Annotated in this window: 17 protein-coding genes and 1 other RNA gene; 11 read left to right on the forward strand and 7 right to left on the reverse strand. The window is 67.3% G+C overall.

Translation table 11 applies throughout. The annotated features are described in order from the left end of the window. Positions 1-415: 415 nt before the first annotated feature. From ssrA to ompA, 4 genes are all read right to left on the reverse strand, one after another. Positions 416-804: a transfer-messenger RNA gene (gene ssrA, locus SRAH_RS11890) on the reverse strand. A 12-nt stretch (positions 805-816) separates the two neighbouring features. Beyond that, positions 817-1485 (reverse strand): HAD-IA family hydrolase, encoded by a 669-nt coding sequence (locus SRAH_RS01840; protein ID WP_045475830.1) that lies wholly within the window; start codon positions 1483-1485, stop codon positions 817-819. After that, positions 1482-2195, reverse strand: a complete 714-nt coding sequence (gene ubiG, locus SRAH_RS01845; RefSeq protein ID WP_029461654.1) for a bifunctional 2-polyprenyl-6-hydroxyphenol methylase/3-demethylubiquinol 3-O-methyltransferase UbiG — start codon at positions 2193-2195, stop codon at positions 1482-1484. The genes SRAH_RS01840 and ubiG overlap by 4 nt, the downstream gene beginning before the upstream one ends. Before the next feature lie 159 nt (positions 2196-2354). After that, positions 2355-3071 (reverse strand): outer membrane protein OmpA, encoded by a 717-nt coding sequence (ompA, locus tag SRAH_RS01855; protein ID WP_029461655.1) that lies wholly within the window; start codon positions 3069-3071, stop codon positions 2355-2357. Between the two features lie 328 nt (positions 3072-3399). On the opposite strand from ompA, the gene gyrA reads away from it, so the two are divergent. The 11 genes from gyrA to SRAH_RS01910 all read left to right on the forward strand — a co-directional run bounded on the left by gyrA (position 3400) and on the right by SRAH_RS01910 (position 18699). Next, positions 3400-6144 (forward strand): DNA gyrase subunit A, encoded by a 2745-nt coding sequence (gyrA, locus tag SRAH_RS01860; protein ID WP_029461656.1) that lies wholly within the window; start codon positions 3400-3402, stop codon positions 6142-6144. Between the two features lie 43 nt (positions 6145-6187). Further along, a complete protein-coding gene (gene serC, locus SRAH_RS01865) occupies positions 6188-7345 on the forward strand; it encodes a 3-phosphoserine/phosphohydroxythreonine transaminase (protein ID WP_029461657.1) in 1158 nt (385 codons plus the stop codon). 96 nt (positions 7346-7441) lie between these two features. Next, positions 7442-8647, forward strand: a complete 1206-nt coding sequence (gene pheA / locus SRAH_RS01870) for a prephenate dehydratase (protein WP_082210013.1) — start codon at positions 7442-7444, stop codon at positions 8645-8647. A gap of 12 nt (positions 8648-8659) precedes the next feature. Continuing rightward, a complete protein-coding gene (locus tag SRAH_RS01875; RefSeq protein WP_076606960.1) occupies positions 8660-9649 on the forward strand; it encodes a prephenate dehydrogenase in 990 nt (329 codons plus the stop codon). Positions 9650-9672: 23 nt separating this feature from the next. Continuing rightward, positions 9673-11739 carry a bifunctional 3-phosphoshikimate 1-carboxyvinyltransferase/cytidylate kinase gene (locus SRAH_RS01880; protein ID WP_029461660.1) on the forward strand — a complete coding sequence of 689 codons (2067 nt, stop codon included), beginning with the start codon at positions 9673-9675 and terminating at the stop codon, positions 11737-11739. Positions 11740-11902: 163 nt separating this feature from the next. Beyond that, positions 11903-13582 (forward strand): 30S ribosomal protein S1, encoded by a 1680-nt coding sequence (gene rpsA, locus SRAH_RS01885; RefSeq protein WP_029461661.1) that lies wholly within the window; start codon positions 11903-11905, stop codon positions 13580-13582. A 7-nt stretch (positions 13583-13589) separates the two neighbouring features. Then, a complete protein-coding gene (locus SRAH_RS01890) occupies positions 13590-13898 on the forward strand; it encodes an integration host factor subunit beta (RefSeq protein WP_045475833.1) in 309 nt (102 codons plus the stop codon). Between the two features lie 73 nt (positions 13899-13971). Further along, positions 13972-14265, forward strand: coding sequence for a lipopolysaccharide assembly protein LapA domain-containing protein (locus SRAH_RS01895; RefSeq protein ID WP_029461663.1), 294 nt, complete (start codon positions 13972-13974; stop codon positions 14263-14265). Beyond that, positions 14255-15403 (forward strand): lipopolysaccharide assembly protein LapB, encoded by a 1149-nt coding sequence (locus SRAH_RS01900; RefSeq protein ID WP_029461664.1) that lies wholly within the window; start codon positions 14255-14257, stop codon positions 15401-15403. Before SRAH_RS01895 ends, SRAH_RS01900 begins: the two co-directional genes overlap by 11 nt. A gap of 21 nt (positions 15404-15424) precedes the next feature. Continuing rightward, complete coding sequence (locus SRAH_RS01905) at positions 15425-17050, forward strand: FAD-dependent oxidoreductase (protein WP_029461665.1); 1626 nt, start codon at positions 15425-15427, stop codon at positions 17048-17050. Further along, complete coding sequence (locus SRAH_RS01910; protein ID WP_029461666.1) at positions 17047-18699, forward strand: acetolactate synthase large subunit; 1653 nt, start codon at positions 17047-17049, stop codon at positions 18697-18699. The genes SRAH_RS01905 and SRAH_RS01910 overlap by 4 nt, the downstream gene beginning before the upstream one ends. Positions 18700-18722: 23 nt before the next feature. Here SRAH_RS01910 and gcvP read toward each other — a convergent pair whose 3' ends face one another. From gcvP to gcvT, 3 genes are all read right to left on the reverse strand, one after another. Next, positions 18723-21749, reverse strand: coding sequence for an aminomethyl-transferring glycine dehydrogenase (gene gcvP, locus SRAH_RS01915; protein WP_029461667.1), 3027 nt, complete (start codon positions 21747-21749; stop codon positions 18723-18725). A 163-nt stretch (positions 21750-21912) separates the two neighbouring features. Continuing rightward, positions 21913-22278 (reverse strand): glycine cleavage system protein GcvH, encoded by a 366-nt coding sequence (gene gcvH / locus SRAH_RS01920; RefSeq protein ID WP_029461668.1) that lies wholly within the window; start codon positions 22276-22278, stop codon positions 21913-21915. Positions 22279-22326: 48 nt separating this feature from the next. Then, complete coding sequence (gene gcvT, locus SRAH_RS01925; protein ID WP_045475835.1) at positions 22327-23508, reverse strand: glycine cleavage system aminomethyltransferase GcvT; 1182 nt, start codon at positions 23506-23508, stop codon at positions 22327-22329. Positions 23509-23635: the final 127 nt, after the last annotated feature.

Here is a 23635-nt window from a genome sequence, read left to right on the forward strand (position 1 = left end):
AGTGGACACGATGGTCTCAGGATGATCGGCTGTCTGCAAGATGGGTTGGCGGGACGCTTACGCATGATCGCCAAGATCGGCGGCACAACGGCGGCGGACTGAAACAGACCCATTCAGCCCGAATACCAGAATCTAGCACTCAGGTATTTTCATATTTCAGTTCTTGACTGGAGAATATCTGCCCGCCACAACTCGACCCTCGCAAGCCATTGATTTTTAACGATCAGGCCTCGCGAGTACTCGCGAGGCTGGCACAGAAAAACAGAGAATTCTCCGTTTTTTGGGCAGTTTTTGAGGGGATTTTGGGGGGTTTTGGGCAGCGGGAAGTCTTCAGCCAAGGCGCGTAAGTATTTGACGCCATTGGGAAAATTCCAAAAAAAATCCCAGCCGGAGAAGGGCTGGGATTGGGGGTGAGTGGTGGAGCTGGGCGGAATCGAACCGCCGTCCGCAAGCCTTCTGTGAGCAGTTCTACATGTGTAGTCGTCTGATTTGGGTCTCGCCGGGTGCGCCGCGCAGCGACACGCTGTGCATCCAGCCAGCAACCTTGAGTCTTACCGTTGCGCAAGTTGCCCGCGCCCCGGCCAGCCTATGTAGATTCCCTTGCAGCCTGGACGGTGCCGGTATTGCTACCTGTACCGCCCTTGCCCAGCCCATTGGCCAACTGTTGCAAGGCTCACCGGGTTAAGCGGCGAGTGCGAAACGTTCGTCGTTTGCAGTTACTTTTTTTCTGCTGATTAACGAGGTGACAGAACCTCGACATGCCCTGCAGCGCATCCGTTCCCACGTCGAAACCAATGCAGCCCCATACAGCTTAGTTTAAGGCATTTCCAGAAAGTTCAAGAGCCCGAGCGGATTTTCTATGGCGGCGTCGGCGCCCCAGGTGTGGGGGTCGTCGGCGCTGCCGATGTAGCCGTATAGCGCCGCTACCGTGGCCATGCCGGCGGCGCGCCCGGCTTCGATGTCGCGCCGGTCGTCGCCCACATAGATGCAGCGCTCTGGGGCCAGCCCCAAGCGGCGCGCCGCCTCCAGCAGCGGCGCTGGGTGCGGCTTGGGGTGTGGGGTGGTATCGCCGCCGATAACCGCCCCCGCACTGGCAAACAGCGGCAAAGCGGCCGTGATGGGCAGGGCGAAGCGCTCGATCTTGTTGGTCACCACGGCCCAAGCCATGCCGTTTTGGAGCAAGGTGGCCACCAATTCGTTCACCTGCTCAAAGGCTTGGGTGCGCTGGTTCATGCAGCCTTGGTAGGTGTCGAAGAACTCGTGTTTCAGGCCTTCGAACTCGGGGTGTTCCGGCCCTAGGCCGAGGGCGGCGTGGATCAGGCCACGGGCTCCGGTGCCCACGGCGGGGCGGTAGTGCGCCACGGGCAGCGGCTCCAGCCCGCGCGCCAGGCGCAGTTGGTCGGCCGCCCAAGCCAGGTCGGGGGCGCTGTCGATCAGGGTGCCGTCGAGGTCGAACAGCACGGCGCGGATGCCGCCAAACTTCACGCTTCGGCCTTTTGTGTGGCCACCAGGTAGTTGACGCTGGTGTCGGCGTTGAGCCAATAACGGCGGCTGAGCGGGTTGTACTGCAGGCCGCGCATGGCTTGCGCTTGCAGACCGGCCGCACGGCAGTGCCCCACCAGTTCGCTGGGGCGTATGAACTTGGCGTACTCGTGGGTGCCTTTGGGCAAGAGATTGAGCACGTACTCGGCCCCCACAATGGCAAACAAAAAGGATTTGGGGTTGCGGTTGAGGGTGGAGAAAAACACCCAGCCGCCGGGTTTGACCAAGGTGGCGCAGGCGCGCACCACCGAGGCCGGGTCGGGCACGTGTTCGAGCATTTCCATGCAGGTGACCACGTCGTACTGCCCGGGCTGCTCCAGCGCCAGTTGCTCGGTGCTGACTTCGCGGTAACGCACGCGTGGCGTTTCGGCCTCCAGCGCGTGCAACTGGGCCACCTTGAGCGCCTTGCTGGACAGGTCTATGCCCAGCACGTGCGCGCCCTTGCGCGCCATGGCGTCGGAGAGGATGCCGCCGCCGCAGCCGACGTCGAGCACCGTTTTGTCTTTCAGCGGGGTGAGGGTTTCGATCCACTCCAGCCGCAAGGGGTTGATCTGGTGCAGCGGGCGAAACTCGCTCTCCGGGTCCCACCAGCGGTGCGCCAGCTCGGAGAATTTGGCCAGTTCGGCCGGATCGGCGTTGAGGGTTTTGTCCATGGTGGAATTATGGCCCGACTGCGGCAAAAAAATAAAAACCAGCCGTTGCGCCCGGGCATCAAGCCGCATCACAAGCCCGGGCATAAAAAAACCGCGCCCAAAGCGCGGTTTTAAGAGAGCAGGGCAGGGGCTGATGCACCCACCCAAGCTCGGCAGGGATCAGTTGCGGCGGGTGCCCACCACTTCGATCTCGACGCGGCGGTTTTGTGTGCGGCCTTCGCGGGTGCGGTTGTCGGCCACGGGCTGGGTTTCGCCCTTGCCTTCGGTGTACACGCGGTCGGCGCTGATGCCTTTGCTTACCAGATAAGCCTTGACGGCTTCGGCGCGGCGCTCGGACAGGCCTTGGTTGTAGGCGGCGGCGCCGGTCGCGTCGGTGTGGCCGACGGCGATGATCACTTCGAGGTTGATCGGGGCGATTTTTTCGACCAGATCGTCGAGGCGGGCACGGCCTTCAGGCTGCAGCACGGCGCTGTCGAAGGCAAAGAAGGCATCGGCCGAGAAAGTGACGCGTGCGGCTGCAACTGGAGCGGGTGCAGGGGCGGGAGCCGGTGCGGCGGCAGGTGCTGGAGCCGGAGCAGCCGCCGGGGCAGGAGCCGGAGCCGGTGCGGGAGCAGGAGCCGGTGCGGGAGCGGGAGCAGGAGCCGGTTGGGGCACGATCCAGCCATCGCAGCCAGGAGCGGCCGTGGCCGGGGTCCAGCTCGCGTTGCGCCAGCACAGGCGGTCGGCGCTGCGCCAGACGGTGCCGTCGGTGGCGCGCCAGTTGTCGATCGTGGCGGCAGCTGGGGCACCGTGGTTGTGGGCGTGGGCCGGCATGCCCGCAACGGAAGCCAGGGCGACAGCGGCAAACAGGGCAGCGATTTTGTTCAGTTTTTTCATTGCGTTCCTCTTAATTAGGGTGTGAACTGGAAATCAACCGAAGCCTTGCAGCTTCGCCCGAAAGTTCGACCATTGTGCCACAAGCCCGCCGCACCCCGATGCACGCGCGCTAACTGGTGCGCCAACGGCGCGGGGTCCGATACGAAACTGTTGCACGATCGCAACAGCCTTTGCATTCCAGCAGACTTCACGCAATGACCCGGGGCAGCCGAAGCTCAGTCGCTGGGGTGGTTGGTCGCTTCACACCGAGCGTGCGGCTGGGCCAGGCCCGCGCGCCAGCGCCTAAAATGTCGGATTGCCTTCTCTGTATAGCCTACCCTGCCGCCCCATGACTGCTTTCGCCAAGGAAACCCTGCCCATCAGCCTCGAAGAGGAGATGCGGCGCAGCTACCTCGACTACGCCATGAGCGTGATCGTGGGCCGGGCCTTGCCCGATGCGCGCGATGGCCTCAAGCCGGTGCACCGGCGCGTGCTGTTTGCCATGCACGAACTGGGCAACGACTGGAACCGGCCCTACAAAAAATCGGCGCGCATCGTCGGTGACGTGATCGGTAAGTACCACCCGCACGGCGACAGCGCGGTCTATGACACGATCGTGCGCATGGCGCAGGATTTTTCGCTGCGCCACCTGCTTGTCGATGGGCAGGGCAACTTCGGCTCGGTCGATGGCGACAACGCCGCCGCCATGCGCTACACCGAAATCCGGCTCTCCAAGATCGCGCACGAGATGCTGGCCGACATCGACCAAGACACGGTGAACTTTGGCCCCAACTACGACGGCAGCGAAAAAGAGCCACTGGTGCTGCCGGCGCGCTGGCCCAATTTGCTGGTCAATGGCTCGACCGGCATTGCGGTCGGTATGGCGACCAACATTCCGCCGCACAACTTAAGCGAAGTGGTCGATGCCTGCCTGCACCTGCTGCGCCACCCGCAAGCCAGCGTGGATGACTTGATGGAAATCATCCCGGCGCCCGACTTCCCCACCGCCGGCATCATCTACGGCATCCACGGCGTGCGCGAGGGCTACCGCACTGGCCGTGGGCGGCTGGTGATGCGCGCCAAATGCCATTTCGAAGACATAGACCGCGGCCAGCGCCAGGCCATCGTGGTCGATGAGCTGCCGTATCAGGTCAACAAAAAGACGCTGCAAGAGCGCATGGCCGAGCTGGTGCACGAGAAAAAAATCGAGGGCATCAGCCACATCCAGGACGAATCCGACAAATCCGGCATGCGGCTGGTGATCGAGCTCAAGCGCGGCGAAGTGCCCGAGGTGGTGCTCAACAACCTGTACAAGCAAACGCAGCTCCAAGACACCTTTGGCATCAACATGGTGGCCCTTGTCGATGGCCAGCCCAAGTTGTGCAACCTCAAGGATTTGATCGACATTTTCCTGCAGCACCGGCGCGAGGTGGTGACGCGGCGCACCGTGTTTAAGCTGCGCAAGGCGCGCGAGCGCGGCCACGTGCTGGAGGGGCTGGCGGTGGCGCTGGCCAATATCGACGAGTTCATCCGCATCATCCGCGAATCGGCCACGCCGGTGCAGGCGCGCACCGAGCTCATGGCGCGGCACTGGGACAGCCAACTGGTGCGCCAGATGCTCACCCGCACCCGCGCCGACGGCAGCAGCGTGAATGCCGACGACTACCGCCCGGACGCGCTGGAGCGCGAGTTCGGCATGCAGCCCGAGGGCCTGTACCGCCTGAGCGAGACACAGGCGCAAGAAATTTTGCAGATGCGGCTGCAGCGCCTGACCGGGCTGGAGCAAGACAAAATCGTGGCCGAATACCGCGCTGTGATGGCCGAAATCGACGATTTGCTCGACATCCTGGCCACGCCGCAGCGGGTTTCGCAGATCATCGCCGACGAACTCACGGCCATCAAAACCGAGTTTGGCCTCACGCGGCTGGGCGCGCGGCGCAGCACCATCGAGCACAGCGCGCACGACCTTTCAACCGAAGACCTGATCACCCCGACCGATATGGTGGTCACGCTCAGCCACGGCGGCTACATCAAGAGCCAGCCGCTGGGCGAGTACCGGGCACAAAAGCGCGGCGGGCGCGGCAAGCTGGCCACTGCCACCAAAGAGGACGACTGGATCGACCAACTCTTCATCGCCAACACGCACGACTGGATTTTGTGCTTTTCCAACCGCGGCCGCCTGTACTGGCTCAAGGTCTGGGAGGTGCCATCGGGTTCGCGCGGCTCGCGTGGGCGCCCGATCGTGAACATGTTCCCGCTCGCCGAAGGCGAAAAAATCAATGTGGCGCTGGCGCTCACCGGGTCCAACCGGCGCTTCCCGGCGGACCAGTATGTGTTCATGGCCACCGCCATGGGCACGGTGAAAAAGACCGCGCTCGATGAGTTCTCCAACCCGCGCAAGGCCGGCATCATTGCCGTCGATCTGGACGAGGGCGACTTCCTGATCGGGGCCGCGCTCACCGACGGCCACCACGACGTGATGCTGTTCTCCGACGGCGGCAAGGCGGTGCGTTTCGATGAAAACGATGTGCGCCCGATGGGCCGCAACGCGCGCGGCGTGCGCGGCATGATGCTCGAAGAAGGCCAGCGCGTGATCGCCATGCTGGTGGCCGAGGCCTCCGAGGCCACCGAATCCGACACCGCATCCGACACCCCAACGGGCAGCGCCAGCGCCGCACCCCGCGCCAGCGTGCTGTGCGCGACCGAAAACGGCTATGGCAAGCGCACCGCCATCAGCGAATACACGCGCCACGGCCGGGGCACCAAGGGCATGATCGCCATCCAGCAAACCGAGCGCAACGGCAAGGTGGTGGCCGCCACCCTGGTGCACCCGGAGGACGAAATCATGCTGATTACCGACAGCGGCGTGCTGGTACGCACCCGGGTGGCCGAAATCCGCGAGATGGGCCGCGCCACCCAGGGCGTGACCCTGATCGCCACCGACGCCGGCGCCAAGCTCAGCGGCTTGCAGCGCGTGGTGGAAAACGACGCCGCCATTTCGACCGGGGCTGGGGTGGGTGAGGAATCGGAGCCTGCGACTGACGAACCCGGCCCAGCCCCCACCCCGGCCGCCGACGACGCTGCGGCCGAATGAACCCAAGCCCTGCCGCATTTGCCCCCCTCCACCGCAGCCCCCCATGACCCGCCCCTACAACTTCTCCCCCGGCCCCGCCACCCTGCCCGAGGCGGTGCTGCAGCAAGCCGCCGACGAAATGCTCGACTGGCACGGCAGCGGCATGAGCGTGATGGAAATGAGCCACCGCGGCCGCGACTACGGCCCCATCATCGAGCAGACCGAGGCCGATTTGCGCGAGCTGCTGGCCATTCCGGCGCACTACAAGGTGCTGTTTCTGCAAGGTGGGGCGCAGGCGCAAAACGCCGTCATCCCGCTCAACCTGGCCGCGCTCAAGCCGCAGCGGCAGATGGATTACGTGGTCACTGGCAGTTGGAGCCAAAAGTCGGCCCAAGAGGCGGCCAAATACGGCGATGCGCAGGTGGTGGCCGACGCAGCCCAGCCCTTCAGCCCGGCAGCGGGCGGCCAGAGCGGCTACACCCACATCCCCGACCCCGCCACCTGGCGCCTGCGCCCCGAGGCCAGCTACCTGCACCTGTGCAGCAACGAAACCGTGCACGGGGTCGAGTTTCACGAGCTGCCCGACTTGCGCGCGCTCGGCAGCCAGGCCCCGCTGCTGATCGATTTTTCCTCGCACGTGCTGTCGCGCCCGCTGGACTGGAGCCGGGTGGCGCTGGCTTATGGCGGGGCGCAAAAAAACATCGGCCCGGCTGGCCTGACGCTGGTGGTGCTGCGCGAAGACTTGCTCGGCCACGCGCTGCCAATCTGCCCCAGCGTGTTCGACTACCGCCTGCAAGCGGCGAACCAGTCAATGCTCAACACCCCCCCGACCTACGCCATTTACCTGGCCGGCCTGACGCTGCAGTGGATCAAGGCGCAGCGCGAAGTGGTGGGCCAGGGCCAAGCCGAGTTGCGCGGGCTGGCGGCGGTGGAGGCGCGCAACATCGCCAAGGCGCGCCTGCTCTACGACTGCATCGACGGCTCACAGCTTTACGAGAACCGGGTCGATCCGGCCTGCCGCTCGCGCATGAACGTGCCCTTCTTTTTGCGCGACGAATCGCGCAACGCCGCCTTTTTGGAAGGGGCCGCCGCGCGCGGGCTGTTGCAGCTCAAGGGCCACAAAATGGTGGGTGGCATGCGCGCCAGCCTCTACAACGCCATGCCACTGGCGGGCGTGCAGGCGCTGGTGGAGTGGATGCGCGAGTTCGAGCGCCAGTCCTGAGGGGGGCGGCAGATCGAGGCCCGATGGCACCTACTTGCATCCGATTGCAGCCTGATCCACCCCCCATCGCCCACCCCATCTCTCACCGCCCCGCCCATGCAGCCGCCCGCCCCCAAACCTTGCGCCGCCCCTGACACCAACGCGTGCCCAACCCCAGCAGCCGCTGCGGCCAGCCCGGCGCAATCGGCTCCGGCATCGGCCCTTGCCCAGCCAGTGCAGCAAACCCCGGCCCTGGCCGATTTGCGGCTGCAGATCGACACCCTCGACGCCCAACTGCTCGCGCTCCTGAACCAGCGCGCCCGCGTGGCCGAGCAGGTGGGGGCGATCAAGCGCGCCGAAGGCTCGCCGTTTTTTCGGCCGGACCGGGTGGCGCAGGTGATCGAGGGTTTGCAGGCGCGCAACGGCGGCCCGCTGCTCAACCAACACGTGGGCGCGATCTGGCGCGAGATCATGTCGGCCTGCCTGGCGCTGGAAGCCCCGCAGCGGGTGGCGGTGCTGGGCCCGGCGGGCACCTTCAGCGAGCAGGCGGCGGTGGAATACTTTGGCAGTGCCGCCAACCTGATTTTTTGCAGCAGCTTCGACGAGGTGTTTCACGCCACCGCCGCCGGCACGGCGCAGTTTGGCGTGGTGGCGATTGAAAACAGCACCGAAGGCGTGGTCACGCGCTCGCTCGATCTGTTTTTGCGCTCGCCGGTGCACGTGGTGGGCGAAGTCAGCCTGCTGATCCGCCACAACCTGCTGCGCCAGCTCAACACGCTGGATGGCATCGAGGGGGTGCTGGCGCACCCGCAGGCGCTGGCGCAGTGCCAGCACTGGCTGGCGCTGCACCTGCCGCAGGCCGAGCGGCGCGCGGTCGAGAGCAACGCCGAAGGGGCGCGGCTGGCAGCGGCCAACCCGGCTTGGGCGGCGCTGGCCAGCGAGCGCGCTGCGGCGCAGTTTGGACTGCACATCGTGGCGCATGCGGTGCAGGACGAAGCCTACAACCGCACCCGCTTTGCCGTGATCTGCTTGCCGCAGACCATGGCCATGCCGCCGCCTTCGGGGCGCGACTGCACCAGCCTCGTGCTCTCGGTGCCGAACCGCCCCGGCGCCGTGCACGATTTGCTGGTGCCGCTCAAGCAGCACGGGGTGCAGATGACGCGCTTCGAGTCGCGCCCGGCCAAATCGGGCCAGTGGGAGTATTACTTCTACATCGACCTGGCCGGCCACCCGAGCCAGCCCCACGTGGCTGCGGCCTTGCAACAGTTGCAGGGCCTGTGTGCGTTTTACCAGGTGCTCGGGGCCTACCCGGTGGCCGAATGAGAGGGCCACGATATGTTTGAGCAACTCGGCCTGATCGGCTGTGGCCTGATGGGCGGCTCCTTTGCGCTGGCGCTCAAGCGCGCGGGCTTGGTGCGGCGGGTGGTGGGCTACAGCAAATCGCCGCTCACGCTGGCGCGCGCCCGTGCGCTGGGGGTGATCGATGTCGAAGCGCCATCGGCGTTGCTGGCGGTCTCGGGGGCCGATCTGGTGCTGGTCGCCGTGCCGGTGGCGGCCTGCGCCGACACCTTCAAGGCCATCCGACACCTGCTGGCCCCGCAGGCGCTGCTGCTGGATGTGGGTTCGACCAAGGCCGACGTGGTGGCGGCGGCGCGGCAGCACCTGGGCGCGCACCTGCCGCAGTTCGTCCCGGCGCACCCGATTGCCGGCAAAGAGTCGGCCGGAATCGAGCACGCCGACGCCGAGCTCTACCGTGGCTGCCAGGTGATTCTTACCCCGCTGCCCGAGACCGACCCGGAGCAGACCGTGCGCGCGCAGCGGCTCTGGGGCGCGCTCGGGGCACAGGTGCGCCAGATGGAGCCGCAGGCGCACGACGCCGCCTACGCCGCCGTCAGCCACCTGCCGCATTTGCTGGCCTTTGCCGCCCTCAACGCCTTGCTGGCGCAGCCGAAGGGGCCGCAGTGGCTGGGGCTGGCCGGGCCGGGTTTCAGGGATTTCAGCCGCATTGCCGCCAGCGACCCGACCATCTGGGGCGATATTTTGCTGGCCAACCGCACCGAGGTGCTGGCGCAACTGCAACATTTCCGCGATGCCCTGGCTGCTCTGGAAGGCGCCATGCAGCAGCGCGACACGGCGGCGCTCCAGGCCCTGATCGGCCACGCCAGCCGAGGCCGCAGCCAGCATGCCCAGCAATGGCCGGCAGGCGGGCAGGGCGGGGCGGGTGCGGCTGCAAATGCGCATGCCGCTCCGGCTGCCACAGCGCCGGCCCTGGGTGGTGCCAGCAACCCCGCTGGCGCACCCGAGCCCCGGCTCTGCCTCGAATAATTCGGCCCCCCAACACCCGCCCCATGTACGCCACCGCCTTTCTCGACCTCCCCCCCTTGCACCGCGCCGGTGGCACGGTGCGCCTGCCCGGCTCCAAGAGCATCTCGAACCGGGTGCTTCTGCTGGCTGCGCTCAGCCAAGGCCAGACCCGGATCGAAGACCTGCTCGACTCCGACGACACCCGCGTCATGCTGACCGCGCTCGACGCGCTGGGCTGCCGCTTGCAACGCCACGGCCCGCACAGCCTCACGGTGCACGGCCTGGGCGGGCAACTGCCGGTGCGCCAAGCCAGCCTGTTTTTGGGCAACGCCGGCACCGCCATGCGCCCGCTGTGTGCCGCGCTGGCCCTGCTGGCCTGCCAGCACGGGGCGGCTTTCGAGCTCAGCGGCGTGGCGCGCATGCACGAGCGCCCCATCGGCGATTTGGCCGACGCGCTGCGCCAGCTCGGCTGTCCGGTGCAGCACCTGGGCCAGCCCGGCTACCCGCCGCTGCGCGTGGGCGACGGCGCGCCGCACGCGCTGCGGCTGGCCGAGCCCATCCGCGTGCGCGGCGACGTATCGAGCCAGTTCCTCACCGCCTTGTTGCTGGCGCTGCCGCTGGCGGCGCAGCAGCAGGCGATTGAAATCGAGGTCGTGGGCGAGCTCATCTCCAAGCCCTACATAGAAATCACGCTGGCGTTATTGGCGCGCTTTGGCGTGGCGGTGCAGCGCCAAGGCTGGCAGCGCTTTGTCATACCCGCCGGCAGCCGCTACGCGTCGCCGGGGCAAATCCACGTCGAGGCCGACGCCTCCTCGGCCAGCTACTTCATCGCGCTCGGGGCCATCGCCCAGCCCAGCCCAGGGCACAGCGGCATCACCATCGAAGGCGTGGGGCTGGACTCGATCCAGGGCGACATCCGTTTTGTGGAAGCCGCGCGCGCCATGGGGGCGCAGATCGAAGGCAGCGCCAATGCGCTGCACGTGCGGCGCGGCGCCTGGCCACTCAAGGCCATCGACCTCGACTGCAACGCCATCCCCGACGCCGCCATGACGCTTGCCGTGCTGGCGCTCTACGCCGACGGCCCCTGCACCCTGCGCAACATCGCGAGCTGGCGCGTCAAGGAAACCGACCGCCTCGCCGCCATGCGCTGCGAACTCAGCAAGCTTGGCGCCTCAGTGGAGGAGGGGCCCGATTATCTGCGCGTGCACCCCCTGCCCGCCGATGGCCGCGGCTGGCAAACGGCCAGCATCCACACCTACGACGACCACCGGGTGGCGATGTGCTTTGCGCTGGCCGCCTTCAACCCGGCGCAACTCGGGCTGCGCATCGAAGACCCCAAGTGCGTGGCCAAAACCTTCCCCGATTTTTTCGAGACCCTGTTTGGCGTCTGCCAGGCGCAGCCGTCGCACATCCCGGTGCTGTGCATCGACGGCCCCAGCGCCTCCGGCAAGGGCACGCTGGCGGCCGAACTGGCGGCGCGGCTGGGCTACCACCTGCTCGATTCGGGCCTGCTGTACCGGCTGGTGGGGCTGGCGGCCGAGCGCGCCGGGCTCGACACCGCAGCCGCCGCCTTGCAGCAGCCCCAGCAGGCCGCCGCCTTGGGCCGGCTGGCGCAGCAGCTCCTGGTGCGCTTCGAGCAGGGCCGGGTCTGGTTGGGCCACGAGGATGTGACAGACGAGGTGCGCAGCGAAGCCGCCGGCATGGCGGCCTCGCGCGTGGCCGTTGTGCCCGAGGTGCGCGCCGCCTTGCTCGACTTGCAACGCAACTTCCGGCGCTTGCCCGGCCTGGTGGCCGACGGGCGCGACATGGGCAGCGTCATCTTTCCCGACGCCGCGCTCAAGGTTTACCTCACCGCCAGCGCGGCCCAGCGTGCCCAGCGGCGGCTGTGGCAGTTGCAAGAGCGGGGCGAAAGTGCTACAATTAAAGACCTTTTGGCTGACTTAGAGGCACGCGATGAGCGCGACCGCTCGCGCAGCGCAGCGCCTTTGAAGCCGGCCGAAGGAGCCCTCCTGCTAGACAACTCCGCCCTGAGCATCGAGCAATCGGTGCAGCAGGTGTTGGACTGGTGGCAGGCAAGTCCGGTGTTGCGCCCAAGCGCTGCGCTGGAATAGCAAGTTAAGCAGGCCCCAAAGGCCCCGCCGGCTGTTTCTGTCAGCCGCAGGCCCGAGGGTTCACAACCACGAAACCCGCAGCGCCCATTGGCCTTGCGTTTTTGCACCCGCCGCATGCCTTGCGCTCACCCCCTTGCAAGGCGCTCGCGGCACAGGAAGCCCCATGTCTGAATCTTTTTCCGCCCTATTTGAAGAGTCGCTCAAGCGCGCCGAAATGCGCCAAGGCGAGGTCATCACCGCCGAAGTCGTGCGCATCGAGCACAACCACGTCGTGGTCAATGCCGGACTCAAGTCCGAAGCCTACGTGCCGATTGCCGAGTTCAAGAACGATCAGGGCGAACTCGAAGTCCAAGCCGGCGACTTCGTCTCGGTGGCCGTGGAAGCGGTCGAAAACGGCTACGGCGACACCATCCTGTCGCGCGACAAAGCCAAGCGTCTGGCCTCTTGGATGGCGCTGGAGCGCGCGCTCGAATCGGGCGATTTCGTCACCGGCACCACCAGCATCAAGATCAAAGGCGGCCTCAAGGTCATGGTCAACGGCATCAGCGCCTTCCTGCCCGGATCGCTGGTCGACAGCCGCCCCACCAAAGACCTCAGCCCCTACGAGAACAAAACGCTCGAATTCAAGGTCATCAAGCTCGACCGCAAACGCAACAACGTGGTGCTGTCGCGCCGCGCCGTGGTCGAGGCCTCGATGGGCGAAGAACGCGCCAAGCTGCTCGACACCCTGCGCGAAGGCTCGATCGTGCACGGCGTGGTCAAAAACATCACCGAATACGGCGCCTTCGTCGATTTGGGTGGCATCGACGGCCTGCTGCACATCACCGACATGGCTTGGCGGCGCGTGCGTCACCCTTCCGAGGTGGTGCAACCGGGCCAAGAAGTCACGGCCAAAGTGCTCAAGTTCGACGCCGAGAAGCAGCGCGTCAGCCTAGGCCTCAAGCAAATGGGCGACGACCCCTGGATGGGCGTGGCGCGCCGCTACCCGGCCAGCACGCGCATGTTCGGCAAGATCACCAACATCGCCGACTACGGCGCCTTTGTTGAGCTCGAACCGGGCATCGAAGGGCTGGTGCACGTCTCTGAAATGGACTGGACCAACAAGAACATCGCCCCCAACAAACTGGTCGCCCTGGGTGACGAGGTCGAGGTGATGGTGCTCGAGATCGACGAAGACAAGCGCCGCATCTCGCTGGGCATGAAACAGTGCCGCGCCAACCCTTGGCACGAGTTTGCCGAAGCCACCAAGCGCGGCGACCGCGTCAAGGGCCCGATCCGCTCCATCACCGACTTCGGCGTGTTCGTCGGCTTGGCCGCGGGCATCGACGGCTTGGTGCATTTGTCCGACCTGTCTTGGAACGAAGCCGGCGAAACCGCCGTGCGCAACTTCAAGAAAGGCCAAGAAGTCGAGGCCATCGTGCTGGCGGTCGATGTGGAGCGTGAGCGCATCAGCCTCGGCATCAAACAGCTCGACGGCGACCCCTTCACCACCTTCGTCTCGATGAACGACAAGGGCGCCAGCGTGACCGGCAAGGTCAAGACGGTGGACGCCAAAGGCGCCGAAATCGACCTCGGCAGCGACGTGATCGGCTACCTGCGGGCTTCCGAAATCGCGCGCGACCGGGTTGAAGACGCTCGCAACGTGCTCAAAGAGGGCGATGAAGTGACGGCCGTGGTGGTCAACGTGGACCGCAAGACGCGCAACATCCAGCTTTCGATCAAAGCCAAGGACATGGCCGAGCAGCAAGAGGCGATGGCCAACCTGAGCCAGCAAAATGCGGGCAATGCGGGCACCACCAGCCTCGGGGCCCTGCTGCGCGCCAAGCTCGACAACAACGGTTGACCCGGCCATGACGCGCAGCGATCTGGTGCAGGCTTTGGCAGAGCGCTTTGGCCAGTTGGGTCAGCGCGATGCCGAATTGGCCGTCAAGACGATCCTGTCGGCCATTGCGCAGGCCTTGGTCAAGGGCCAGCGCGTCGAGGTGCGCGGTTTTGGCAGCTTTACGCTAAACGAACGCGCGGCGCGCATGGGCCGCAACCCGCGCAGCGGTGCGAGCGTGGCCATCGAGGCCAAGCGCGTGCCGCACTTCAAACCCGGTAAAGCCCTGCGCGAGCAGGTCGATGCCGGGGGCGCGGCCTCCCGTTCAAATTCCGCTTGAGTGCGCCAGCGCGTGTGCAAGGGTGTGGGGGCGCGCAAGCCCGCTACAATCTTGCACACCACTGGGGGCAAGCGTGAATTACCTCTCGTGGCTGCTCAAGGCAGCCATTTTTTTTGTCGTGTTTGCGTTCGCGCTCAACAACCAAGGCGCCGTTCGTCTGCATTTGTTTTTTGGTGCCTACTGGGACGCCCCGCTGGTGCTGGTGGTGCTGGCGGCGCTGGTGCTGGGTGTCGCACTGGGTGTGGCGGTCATGACGCCGCTGTGGCTGCGCGCGCGCCGGGCGGCACGGGCCGCAGTGGCTGCACCGGTCAGCCACACCGAATCCAAAGCAAGCGGCGGCGGCGAACCACCTCCTCATGGAATTTGACCTAATCAGCCTGCTCTGGGGCCTGCCGGCGGCATTTGCGCTGGGCTGGCTGGCTTCGCGCTTCGATTTGCGCCAGATGCGGCTAGAAAACCGGCGCGCCCCCAAGGCCTACTTTCGGGGCCTGAACCACCTGCTCAACGAGCAACACGACCAGGCCATCGACGCCTTCATCGAGGCGGTGCAAAACGACCCCGACACCTCCGAGCTGCATTTTGCGCTGGGCAACTTGTTTCGCCGCCGCGGCGACTACGACCGCGCGGTGCGGGTGCACGAGCACCTGCTGGCGCGCGCCGACTTGTCGGCCCGCGAGACCGAGCGTGCGCGCCATGCGCTGGCGCAGGATTTTCTTAAGGCGGGCCTGCTCGACCGCGCCGAGGCGGCGCTGTTGCGGCTCGAAGGCACCCCGTTGCAAACCGATGCCCGATTGGCCCGTCTGGCCATTTACGAGCGCACGCGCGACTGGAGCCAAGCGGGCGCAATGGCCGAGCTGCTCGAGGACGCCGGTCGTGGCAGCTTTCAGTTGCGGCTGGCGCATTACCGCTGCGAGCAAGCCGCCACCTTGCGCCAGCAGCAGCACACCACCGAGGCCTTGGTGCTGCTGGAGCAACTGGTGCAGCGCATCCCCGAATCGGCGCGGGCTTGGGTGCAGCTGGCCGATTTGCGCCACAGCCTGCAGCAGACCGAAGGGGCTTGGGATGCCTTGCAGCACCTGGTGCAGCACACGCCCTCGCACCTGCCGCTGGTGGCGCACAATCTGGCGCTGTGGGGCAAACGCCTGGGGCGCACCCAGGCCGTGCGGGCCACACTGCAACAGTGGAGTCAGCAGCACACAGCCTCGCTCGACGTCACGCAAGCCTTGGCCAGCCTAGAAGACGATGTGCAAGCGGCGCGCGCCCGTTACCTCGAACACTTGAGGCGAGAGCCCTCGCTGGTGGCCGCCAACCTGTGGCTGGGTGGGGCTCACTGGGGCCTGCCAGAAGAAGAAAGCCTCATCAAACCGGCGCTCGAGCGCGCCTGCGAGCCGCTCAAACGCTACCGCTGCGCCGGCTGCGGCTTTGAGGCGCGCCAGTACTTCTGGCACTGCCCCGGCTGCCAGAGCTGGGACAGCTACCCGCCGTTGCGCATCGAAGAGATCTGAACGTTCCCAAGGAATCCTGCCATGCCCACCCTGCCGCGCACCGAGGTCCTAGTCATCGGCGCTGGGCTGGCCGGCTTGGTGACGGCGCTGGAGTGCCTGCGCGCTGGTCGGCGCGTCACGCTGCTGGACCGCGACACCCCAGAGCGTCTGGGCGGTCTGGCGCGCTGGGCTTTTGGCGGCATGTGCCTGATCGATACCCCGCTGCAGCGGCGCAAGCGCATCCCCGACAGCCCCGAGCGGGCCTTGCAAGACTGGCTGCGCTTTGGCGAGCTCGATGCCAGCGAAGTGTGGCCCCGGCGCTGGGCCGAACATTACGTGCAGCGCAGCACGCCCGAGGTTTATGAGTGGCTGCTGGGTCACGGCCTGCGCTTTTTGCCTGCCGTCAACTGGGTCGAGCGCGGCCAGTACGGCGAGGGCAACAGCCTGCCGCGCTACCACGTGCTGTGGGGCACCGCCGCGCACCTGACGCAGACCGTCATCGCCGCCTTGCAGCAAGCCGCACGCAGCCGTGGCAGCGATCGCCTGCTGCTGCGGCATCGGCACCGCGTCACCGAACTCACGCGGCTGGCGGGCCGTGTCAATGGGGCCATCGCCATCGACGAAGCCAGCGGGGTCGAGCAGGTTTTCGAGGCCGATCATGTGGTGGTCGCCACCGGCGGGATCAACGGCAGCCTGGAGCAGGTGCGCCGCCACTGGCCGACTGGCTCAGCGCCACCGCCCGATCTGCTCAACGGCGCCCACCCCTACGCCGACGGTGTGTTGCATCAGCGCGTGCAGGCCTTGGGTGGGCAGGTCACGCACGCTGGGCGAATGTGGAACTACGCCGCCGGGGTGCCGCACCCACAGCCGCATTTCGCTGGGCATGGGCTCTCGCTCATACCCTGCAAATCGGCGCTCTGGCTCGACAGCAGCGGGCGGCGCATCGGGCCGCAAGCGCTGGTCACCGGTTTTGACACCCACGCCCTGTGCCAGCAGGTGGCGGCGCAACCGCGCGGCTACACGTGGCAGTTGCTCAACTGGCGCATCGCCGCCAAGGAGCTGGCGATTTCCGGCGCCGAACACAACCTGCACATCCGCGAGCGCAACTGGCTGGCGTTTTTGCGCGAAACCCTGCTCGGCAACCACCGGCTGGTGCGCCAGATGCTGGCCGAGAGCCCGCAGTTCATCGCCGCCGACACCCTGCCCGAGCTGGAGCAGCGCATGAACGCGCTCGCTGGCAACCCAGACCTGGCCCCCGGCACCCTGCAAGCCACCGTGGCCGCCTTCGACGCCCAGTTCAGCGCCGGGCTGGCGCACTGCAACGACGATCAAATCCGCCGCATCCTGCACGCCCGGCTTTGGGGCCCCGATCGGCTGCGCACCTGCGCCCCGGCGCCCTTGAGCCAGCCCGGGGCCGGGCCGTATATCGCCATTCAGGTGCGGCTTATCTCCCGCAAGAGCCTGGGCGGCTTGCAGACCGACTTGCACAGCCGGGTGCTCGACCACACCGGCCAGCCGCTGCCCGGCCTCTACGCCGTTGGTGAGGCAGCCGGTTTTGGTGGCGGCGGGGCCTGCGGCAAACGCTCGCTGGAGGGCACCTTCCTGCCCGGCTGCATCCTCACGGCGCGCGCCGCCGCTCGCCACCTTGCCCTTGGAGACACCCCATGAACGGCGCCCATGCCCTGCTCAAAACCCTGGTCGATGCCGGTGTCGACACCTGCTTCACCAACCCCGGCACCTCGGAAATGCACTTCGTCGCCGCGCTCGACCGCACGCCGCAGATGCGCGCCGTGCTGACCTTGTTCGAAGGCGTGGCCACCGGGGCCGCCGACGGTTACGCACGCATGGCCGACAAACCCGCCGCCACCCTGCTGCACCTAGGCTGTGGCTTGGGCAACGGCTTGGCCAACTTGCACAATGCGCGCAAGGCCCGGGTGCCGCTGCTCAACATCGTGGGCGACCACGCCACCAGCCACGTGCAGCACGACGCACCCTTGCAGTCGGATATTGAGACCGTGGCGCGCAACGTCTCGCTCTGGGTGCGCACCTCGGCCAGCAGCCCAGCGCTGTGCCAGGACGCGCTCGATGCCTTGGCCGCCTGCAAGGGCCCACCGGGTGCCGTCGCCACCCTGATCTTGCCGGCCGACGTCTCGTGGGGTGAGGGCGCGCAGCCGCTGGCAGCGGCCCCTGCGGCCGCGCCGCCCTTGGCCAGCACCGATGCGTTGGAGCGTTTGGCCCGTGTGCTGCAAGGCCCGGGGCGCAAAGCGCTGCTGCTGGGCGGCCGCGCACTGCGCCAGACGGCCCTGCTGGCGGCGGCGCGCCTGGCCGCGCACACCGGGGTGCAACTGTTTGCCGAAACCTTCCCGACCCGCATGCAGCGCGGGGCCGGCCTGCCCGCCGTCGAGCGCATCGCTTATCTGGCCGAACTGGCCGCGGTGCAACTGCGCGGCCTCGATCATTTGGTTTTGATCGACGCCAAAGAGCCGGTCTCGTTTTTTGCCTACCCCGGCCAAGCCAGCCGCTTGGTACCCGAGGGCTGCACGCTGCACACCCTGTGCAGCGCCGAGCAAGATGTGGCTGGAAGCTTGGAACAACTGGTGCAGACCGTGGGAGCCGCACAAGCCACGCCCGCCTTGCAGCCGGCCCGGCGCGCCCCGCGCCCGAGCGGCAAATTCAGCGCCGACAAGGTCTGCAAAGCGCTGGGGCACCTGCTGCCCGAGCGCGCCATCGTGGTTGATGAAGCCCAGACCTCCGGCCTGCTGCTGCCGCTCTACAGCGCCGGTGCGCCGGCGCACGATCTGCTCACCCTCACTGGCGGGGCCATTGGCCAGGGCATGCCCTGTGCCGTTGGGGCCGCCTTGGCCTGCCCAGATCGGCCGGTGATCTCGCTCAACGGCGACGGCTCGGCCATGTACACCCTGCAAGCGCTCTGGACCATGGCGCGCGAGCGGCTGCACGTGATCAACATCGTCTTCAACAACCGCAGCTACGCCATCTTGAACCTGGAGTTGCAGCGCGTCGGGGCCGAAGCAGGCGGGCGGGCCGCGCAGCAGCAGTTCGACCTGAGCCAGCCGCCGCTGGACTTTGTGGCGCTGGGGCAAGGCATGGGCGTGCCCTCGCGCCGCGCCCGCAGCACCGAAGAATTTCTGGACGCGCTCGAGCACGCCCTGCGCACCCCCGGCCCGCACCTGATCGAAGCGGTGGTGCCGCGCTCGGTCAGTGGTCTGAAGCTGCGCTTGTTGCCCTATCTGCTGCACTCGCTGCGGCATTTGCCGCGCCCCATGGCGCTCGGCATCAAGCGCGCCGTGGCGCCTTAAACGAACTGGTCCGGTGTTAGGGCTTAGGGCAATTCCTCCAGCGGCGGGCAGGAGCAAAACAGGTTGCGGTCGCCGTAGACGTTGTCCACGCGCCCAACCGGGGGCCAGTATTTGCCGGCCAAGGCGCTGCCGTGCAGGGCGGCCGCCACTTCGCGCGGGTAGGGGTGCGGCCAGTCGGAGCGCGTGAGCTGCGCGGCGCAGTGCGGGGCGTTTTTGAGCGGGTTGTCGTCGCGCGGCCAGTGGCCGGTTTCGATCAGGCGGATTTCCTCGCGGATGGCGCTCATGGCGGCGATGAAGCGGTCCAGCTCGGGCAGCGGTTCGCTCTCGGTGGGTTCGACCATCAGCGTGTTGGCGACCGGAAAGCTCAGGGTGGGCGCGTGAAAACCGTAGTCGATCAGGCGCTTGGCCACGTCTTCGGCCATGACGCCGCAGCTTTCCTTGAAGTGGCGCAAGTCCAGGATGCATTCGTGCGCCACGTGCTGCTCGCGGCTGGCGTAGAGGGTGGGGTAGTGCGGCGCCAGGCGGCGGCTGATGTAGTTGGCGCTCAGGATGGCGCTCTCGGTGGCGGCGCGCAGGCCGTCGGCACCCATCATGCGGATGTACATCCACGAGATCGGCAGCACGGCGGCATTGCCCAGCGGTGAAGCTGATATAGCCCCCACGCTTGCCGCTGGTGCGGCTGCGCTGCCCCCCGAGGGGGTGCTCGCCAGCTTGGGGCGGCCCGGCGCTGGCTCGGTGGCCCCCACGCTTGCCGCTGGCGCGGCGCTGCCGGCGTACGCCCCCACGGCCTGCGCGCTGGCGTGGCCGGGCAGGTAGGGCAGCAGGTCGGGCACCACGCACACCGGGCCGACGCCGGGGCCGCCGCCGCCGTGCGGGATGCAGAAGGTTTTGTGCAGGTTCAGGTGGCTCACGTCGCCGCCGAACTCGCCCGGCGCCGCCAGGCCGACCAGCGCGTTCAGGTTGGCGCCGTCGATATAGACCCGGCCGCCGTGGCGGTGCACCAGCGCGCACAGCTCGCGCACCGAAGTCTCGAACACGCCGTGGGTGCTGGGGTAGGTGATCATCACCGCCGCCAGCCGCTCGCTGTACTGCTCGCACTTGGCTTGCAGGTCGGCCAAGTCCACGTTGCCGGCCTCGTCGCAGCGTGTCACCACCACTTGCAGGCCCACCATCTGCGCCGTGGCCGGGTTGGTGCCGTGGGCCGACTGCGGGATCAGGCAGATGTCGCGCTGGCCCTGCCCGTTGGCGGCCTGCCAGGCGCGGATGGCCAGCAGACCGGCGTATTCGCCCTGCGAGCCGGCGTTGGGCTGCAAGCTGATGCCGGCGTAGCCTGTGGCCTCGCACAGCCAAGCGCGCAGTTGCTCGTCGAGCAGGCGGTAGCCTTGCATCTGCTCGGCCGGGGCGTAGGGGTGCAGGTGCGCGAACTCGGGCCAGGTGATGGGAATCATCTCGCTGGTGGCGTTGAGCTTCATGGTGCAGGAGCCGAGCGGGATCATGCTGCGGTCCAGCGCCAAGTCCCGATCAGACAGTGACCGGATGTAGCGCAGCATGGCGGTCTCGCTCTGGCAGCGCTGGAACACCGGGTGCGTCAGGTAGGCGCTGGTGCGGCGCAACGCGGCCGGAATGCGCGGCTCGGTCTCATGCTCCAGCTCGCCCAGGCAGGTGAGCGCGTGCGCGCCGTCGGCCAGCAGGCCCCAGAGCTGGTACAGGTCGGCGCGGGTCGTGGTTTCGTCTAGGCTGATACCCACCCAGGCCGCGCGCTCGCCCGCACCCGCATAGCGGCGCAGGTTCATGCCTTGGGCTTGTGCGCGCTGGTGCAGCGCGGCGGCGGCGTCGGCGCTGCCCAGATCGAGCGTGAGGGTGTCAAAGGCGCTCTGGTGCAGCAGCCGCAGCCCGAGCTGCTCCAGCCCGGCCGCCAGAATGGCGGTGTAGCGCGCCACGCGCTCGCCGATGCGGCGCAACCCCTGCGGCCCATGATAGACCGCGTACATGCTGGCCACCACGGCCGGCAGCACCTGTGCGGTGCAGATGTTGGAGGTGGCTTTTTCGCGCCGGATGTGCTGCTCACGCGTCTGCAGCGCCAGCCGGTAGGCGCGCTGGCCGTGGGCATCCACGCTCACCCCCACTAGGCGGCCGGGCAGCGAGCGCTTGAAGGCGTCGCGGCAGGCCAGAAAAGCCGCGTGCGGGCCGCCCGCGCCCATGGGCATGCCGAAGCGCTGGCTGCTGCCAAAAACGATGTCGGCGCCCATCGCGCCGGGTTCCTTGAGCACGGTCAGGGCCAGCAGGTCGGTCGCCAGCAGCAGCGCCGCGCCTTTGGCGTGGATGGCGTCGGCGCTGGCCTGCCAGTCGGCCAGCCAGCCGCTGCTGCTGGGGTACTGGTTGAGGGCGGCGAAGTAGTGGTCTTGCTGCAGCGCGGCCTGCCATTCCTCGGCCGAGTGCAGCAGTTGCACGCTCAGGCCGAGCGGCGCGGCGCGGGTTTGCAGCACCTCGATGGTCTGCGGGTGGCAGTCGGCGCTCACCAAAATCGTGTGGCCGCTGGCCTTGACCGAGCGCTTGGCCAGCGTCATGGCTTCGGCGGCGGCGGTGGCCTCGTCGAGCATGGAGGCGTTGGCGATGTCCATCCCGGTCAGGTCGCAGACCAGGGTCTGGAAGTTGATCAGCGCCTCCATGCGGCCCTGCGAAATCTCGGCCTGATAGGGCGTGTAGGCGGTGTACCAGGCCGGGTTTTCCAGGATGTTGCGCAAAATCACGCCCGGCGTGTGGGTGCCGTAATAGCCCTGCCCGATGAAGCTGCGCAGCACCTGGTTTTGCTGCGCGATGGCCTTGAGTTCGGCCAGCGCCGCCGCCTCGCTCACGGCCGGCGGCAGTTGCATGGTTTGCGAACGCACGATGCCCGGCGGCACGATGGCCTCGATCAGGGCGCGGCGCGACTCGATCCCGATGGCGCGCAGCATCTGCGCCTCATCGGCGGCGCTGGGGCCGATGTGGCGGGCATGGAACTCGGAGGTGTTTTCGAGTTCGCTCAAGGGGGTTTGGGCAGGGTGGGTCATCGCGAGCGGGCAGCAGCGGGGTGAATAGGGGTGTGGCGGAGTGGCCGATGAGGGGGCGCGAGCGGTGTGCGCTCAGGCTAGCCGCTGCGCATCTGGAGCGTGAAAACGGCGGGCACGCAGCGCATGCAGCGCAATCCCTCTACTGGGCGCGCTCACTTGGCGCTCACTGCGTCAACTGGGTGTAGGCGGCTTCGTCGAGCAAGGCATCCAGTTCGGCCGGTTGGCTGAAGCGGATTTTGAAAAACCAGCCCGCGCCCAGTGGGTCGGAGTTGGCCAGCGCCGGGTCGGCGCGCAGCGCCTCGTTGACTTCGAGCACGGTGCCGCTGAGCGGCATATAAATGTCGGACGCCGCTTTCACGGATTCGACCACGCCGGCCACGGCTTTTTGCTCCAACGCCGCGCCGATTTCGGGCAGTTCCACAAACACCACGTCGCCCAGCGCGTCTTGCGCATGCGCCGTGATGCCGACGGTGGCGCAGTCGCCTTCGACGCGCACCCATTCGTGGTCGGGGGTGAATTTCAAACTCATCGGTCTATTCCTTGCATGGGGGTGGGGCGCGCCAAGCGCGCAAACAGTTTACCCGCGATGGTAGCGGGTGGGAACGAAGGGCAGGGCGCTCACCGTCATGGGCACCGGCTTGCCGCGCACCACGGCGTGCAGAACGGTGCCTACGGCGGCGCATTCGGGGGCCACGTAGCCCATGGCGATGGGCTGGTTCAGGCTCGGGCTGAGCAGCCCGCTGCTCACCTGCCCAACCGGCGTGCCGCTGGGGCTTTGCAGCAGCGCCGGTTCGCGCACCGGCACGCGCTCGCTGGCAATCAGCCCCACGCGCTTGCGCGCCAGCGGCAGGCGGCCTTCGAGTTCGGCCAGCACGCGCTCGGCCGCCGGAAAGCCACCGGCGCGGGCACCGCCGCTGCGCCGCACTTTTTGTACCGCCCAGCCCAGTGCTGCTTCGGCCGGGGTGGTGCTGGGGTCGAGGTCTTGGCCATACAGGCACAGCCCGGCTTCGAGCCGCAGCGAGTTGCGCGCCCCCAAGCCGGCCGGCTTCACTTCGGCTTGCGCCAGCAGCGCACGCGCAAAGGCTTCGGCCACGGGCGCGGGTAGCGAGATCTCAAAGCCGTCTTCGCCGCTGTAGCCGCTGCGCGTGAGGTACAGGTCGTGGCCCTGCCACGCCAGTGCCGCACCCTGCATAAAAATCAGCTTTTCAGCCCCCGGCAGCAGCCGCTGCAGCGCCACAGCGGCCAGCGGGCCTTGCAGCGCCAGCAGCGCCTGCTCGGGCAAGGGTTCAATCGTGCAGCGCGACCCGATGCGCTGCTGCAGGTGCGCCAGATCGGCCGCCTTGCAGGCCCCGTTGAGCACCAGCCCCAAGTGCGCGTCGCAGCGGACGAACATCAGGTCATCGATGATGCCGCCCGCGTCGTTGAGCAGCAGGCCGTAGCGCTGCTGGTTCAAACCCAGACCGAGCACGTCCATGGGCAGCAGGGTTTCGAGGGCGGCGGCGGCGTCGGGGCCGTGCAGGCGCACCTGCCCCATGTGCGAGACGTCGAACAAGGCGGCGCTGGCGCGGGTGTGCAGGTGCTCGGCCAGCAGGCCCTGGCCCGGCCCTTGGTACTGCACCGGCAACTCGTAGCCGGCAAAGGGCACCAAGCGCGCGCCCAGTTCTTGGTGCAGCGCGTGCAGCGGGGTGCGTTGCAGCGCCGGGGCGGGCGGGGTGGCAGCAGCGGCTGCGGGTTTTGAGTTGGGTTGAAGGGCGCTCATGGACGCAGACTGTAGCGCAGAAAACGGGCCCAAGCAGCGGGCCAAAAAATGGTCTGTTATCAAAAAAGACTGCCGTTAAAAAAGCCGCAACCCACAGGGGGTGCGGCCCGCATTCAGCAGCAAGCGC

This window comes from Serpentinimonas barnesii (assembly GCF_000696225.1).
Lineage (GTDB): Bacteria > Pseudomonadota > Gammaproteobacteria > Burkholderiales > Burkholderiaceae_C > Serpentinimonas > Serpentinimonas barnesii.

Excerpts from the sequence above, each read along its gene's own strand:
- ubiG (WP_029461654.1), bottom strand. The coding sequence starts at position 2,195 with ATGGACAAAACCCTCAACGCCGATCCGGCCGAACTGGCCAAATTCTCC.
- ompA (WP_029461655.1), bottom strand. The coding sequence starts at position 3,071 with ATGAAAAAACTGAACAAAATCGCTGCCCTGTTTGCCGCTGTCGCCCTG.
- gyrA (WP_029461656.1), top strand. The coding sequence starts at position 3,400 with ATGACTGCTTTCGCCAAGGAAACCCTGCCCATCAGCCTCGAAGAGGAG.
- serC (WP_029461657.1), top strand. The coding sequence starts at position 6,188 with ATGACCCGCCCCTACAACTTCTCCCCCGGCCCCGCCACCCTGCCCGAG.
- pheA (WP_082210013.1), top strand. The coding sequence starts at position 7,442 with ATGCAGCCGCCCGCCCCCAAACCTTGCGCCGCCCCTGACACCAACGCG.
- SRAH_RS01875 (WP_076606960.1), top strand. The coding sequence starts at position 8,660 with ATGTTTGAGCAACTCGGCCTGATCGGCTGTGGCCTGATGGGCGGCTCC.
- SRAH_RS01880 (WP_029461660.1), top strand. The coding sequence starts at position 9,673 with ATGTACGCCACCGCCTTTCTCGACCTCCCCCCCTTGCACCGCGCCGGT.
- rpsA (WP_029461661.1), top strand. The coding sequence starts at position 11,903 with ATGTCTGAATCTTTTTCCGCCCTATTTGAAGAGTCGCTCAAGCGCGCC.
- SRAH_RS01890 (WP_045475833.1), top strand. The coding sequence starts at position 13,590 with ATGACGCGCAGCGATCTGGTGCAGGCTTTGGCAGAGCGCTTTGGCCAG.
- SRAH_RS01900 (WP_029461664.1), top strand. The coding sequence starts at position 14,255 with ATGGAATTTGACCTAATCAGCCTGCTCTGGGGCCTGCCGGCGGCATTT.
- SRAH_RS01905 (WP_029461665.1), top strand. The coding sequence starts at position 15,425 with ATGCCCACCCTGCCGCGCACCGAGGTCCTAGTCATCGGCGCTGGGCTG.
- SRAH_RS01910 (WP_029461666.1), top strand. The coding sequence starts at position 17,047 with ATGAACGGCGCCCATGCCCTGCTCAAAACCCTGGTCGATGCCGGTGTC.
- gcvP (WP_029461667.1), bottom strand. The coding sequence starts at position 21,749 with ATGACCCACCCTGCCCAAACCCCCTTGAGCGAACTCGAAAACACCTCC.
- gcvH (WP_029461668.1), bottom strand. The coding sequence starts at position 22,278 with ATGAGTTTGAAATTCACCCCCGACCACGAATGGGTGCGCGTCGAAGGC.
- gcvT (WP_045475835.1), bottom strand. The coding sequence starts at position 23,508 with ATGAGCGCCCTTCAACCCAACTCAAAACCCGCAGCCGCTGCTGCCACC.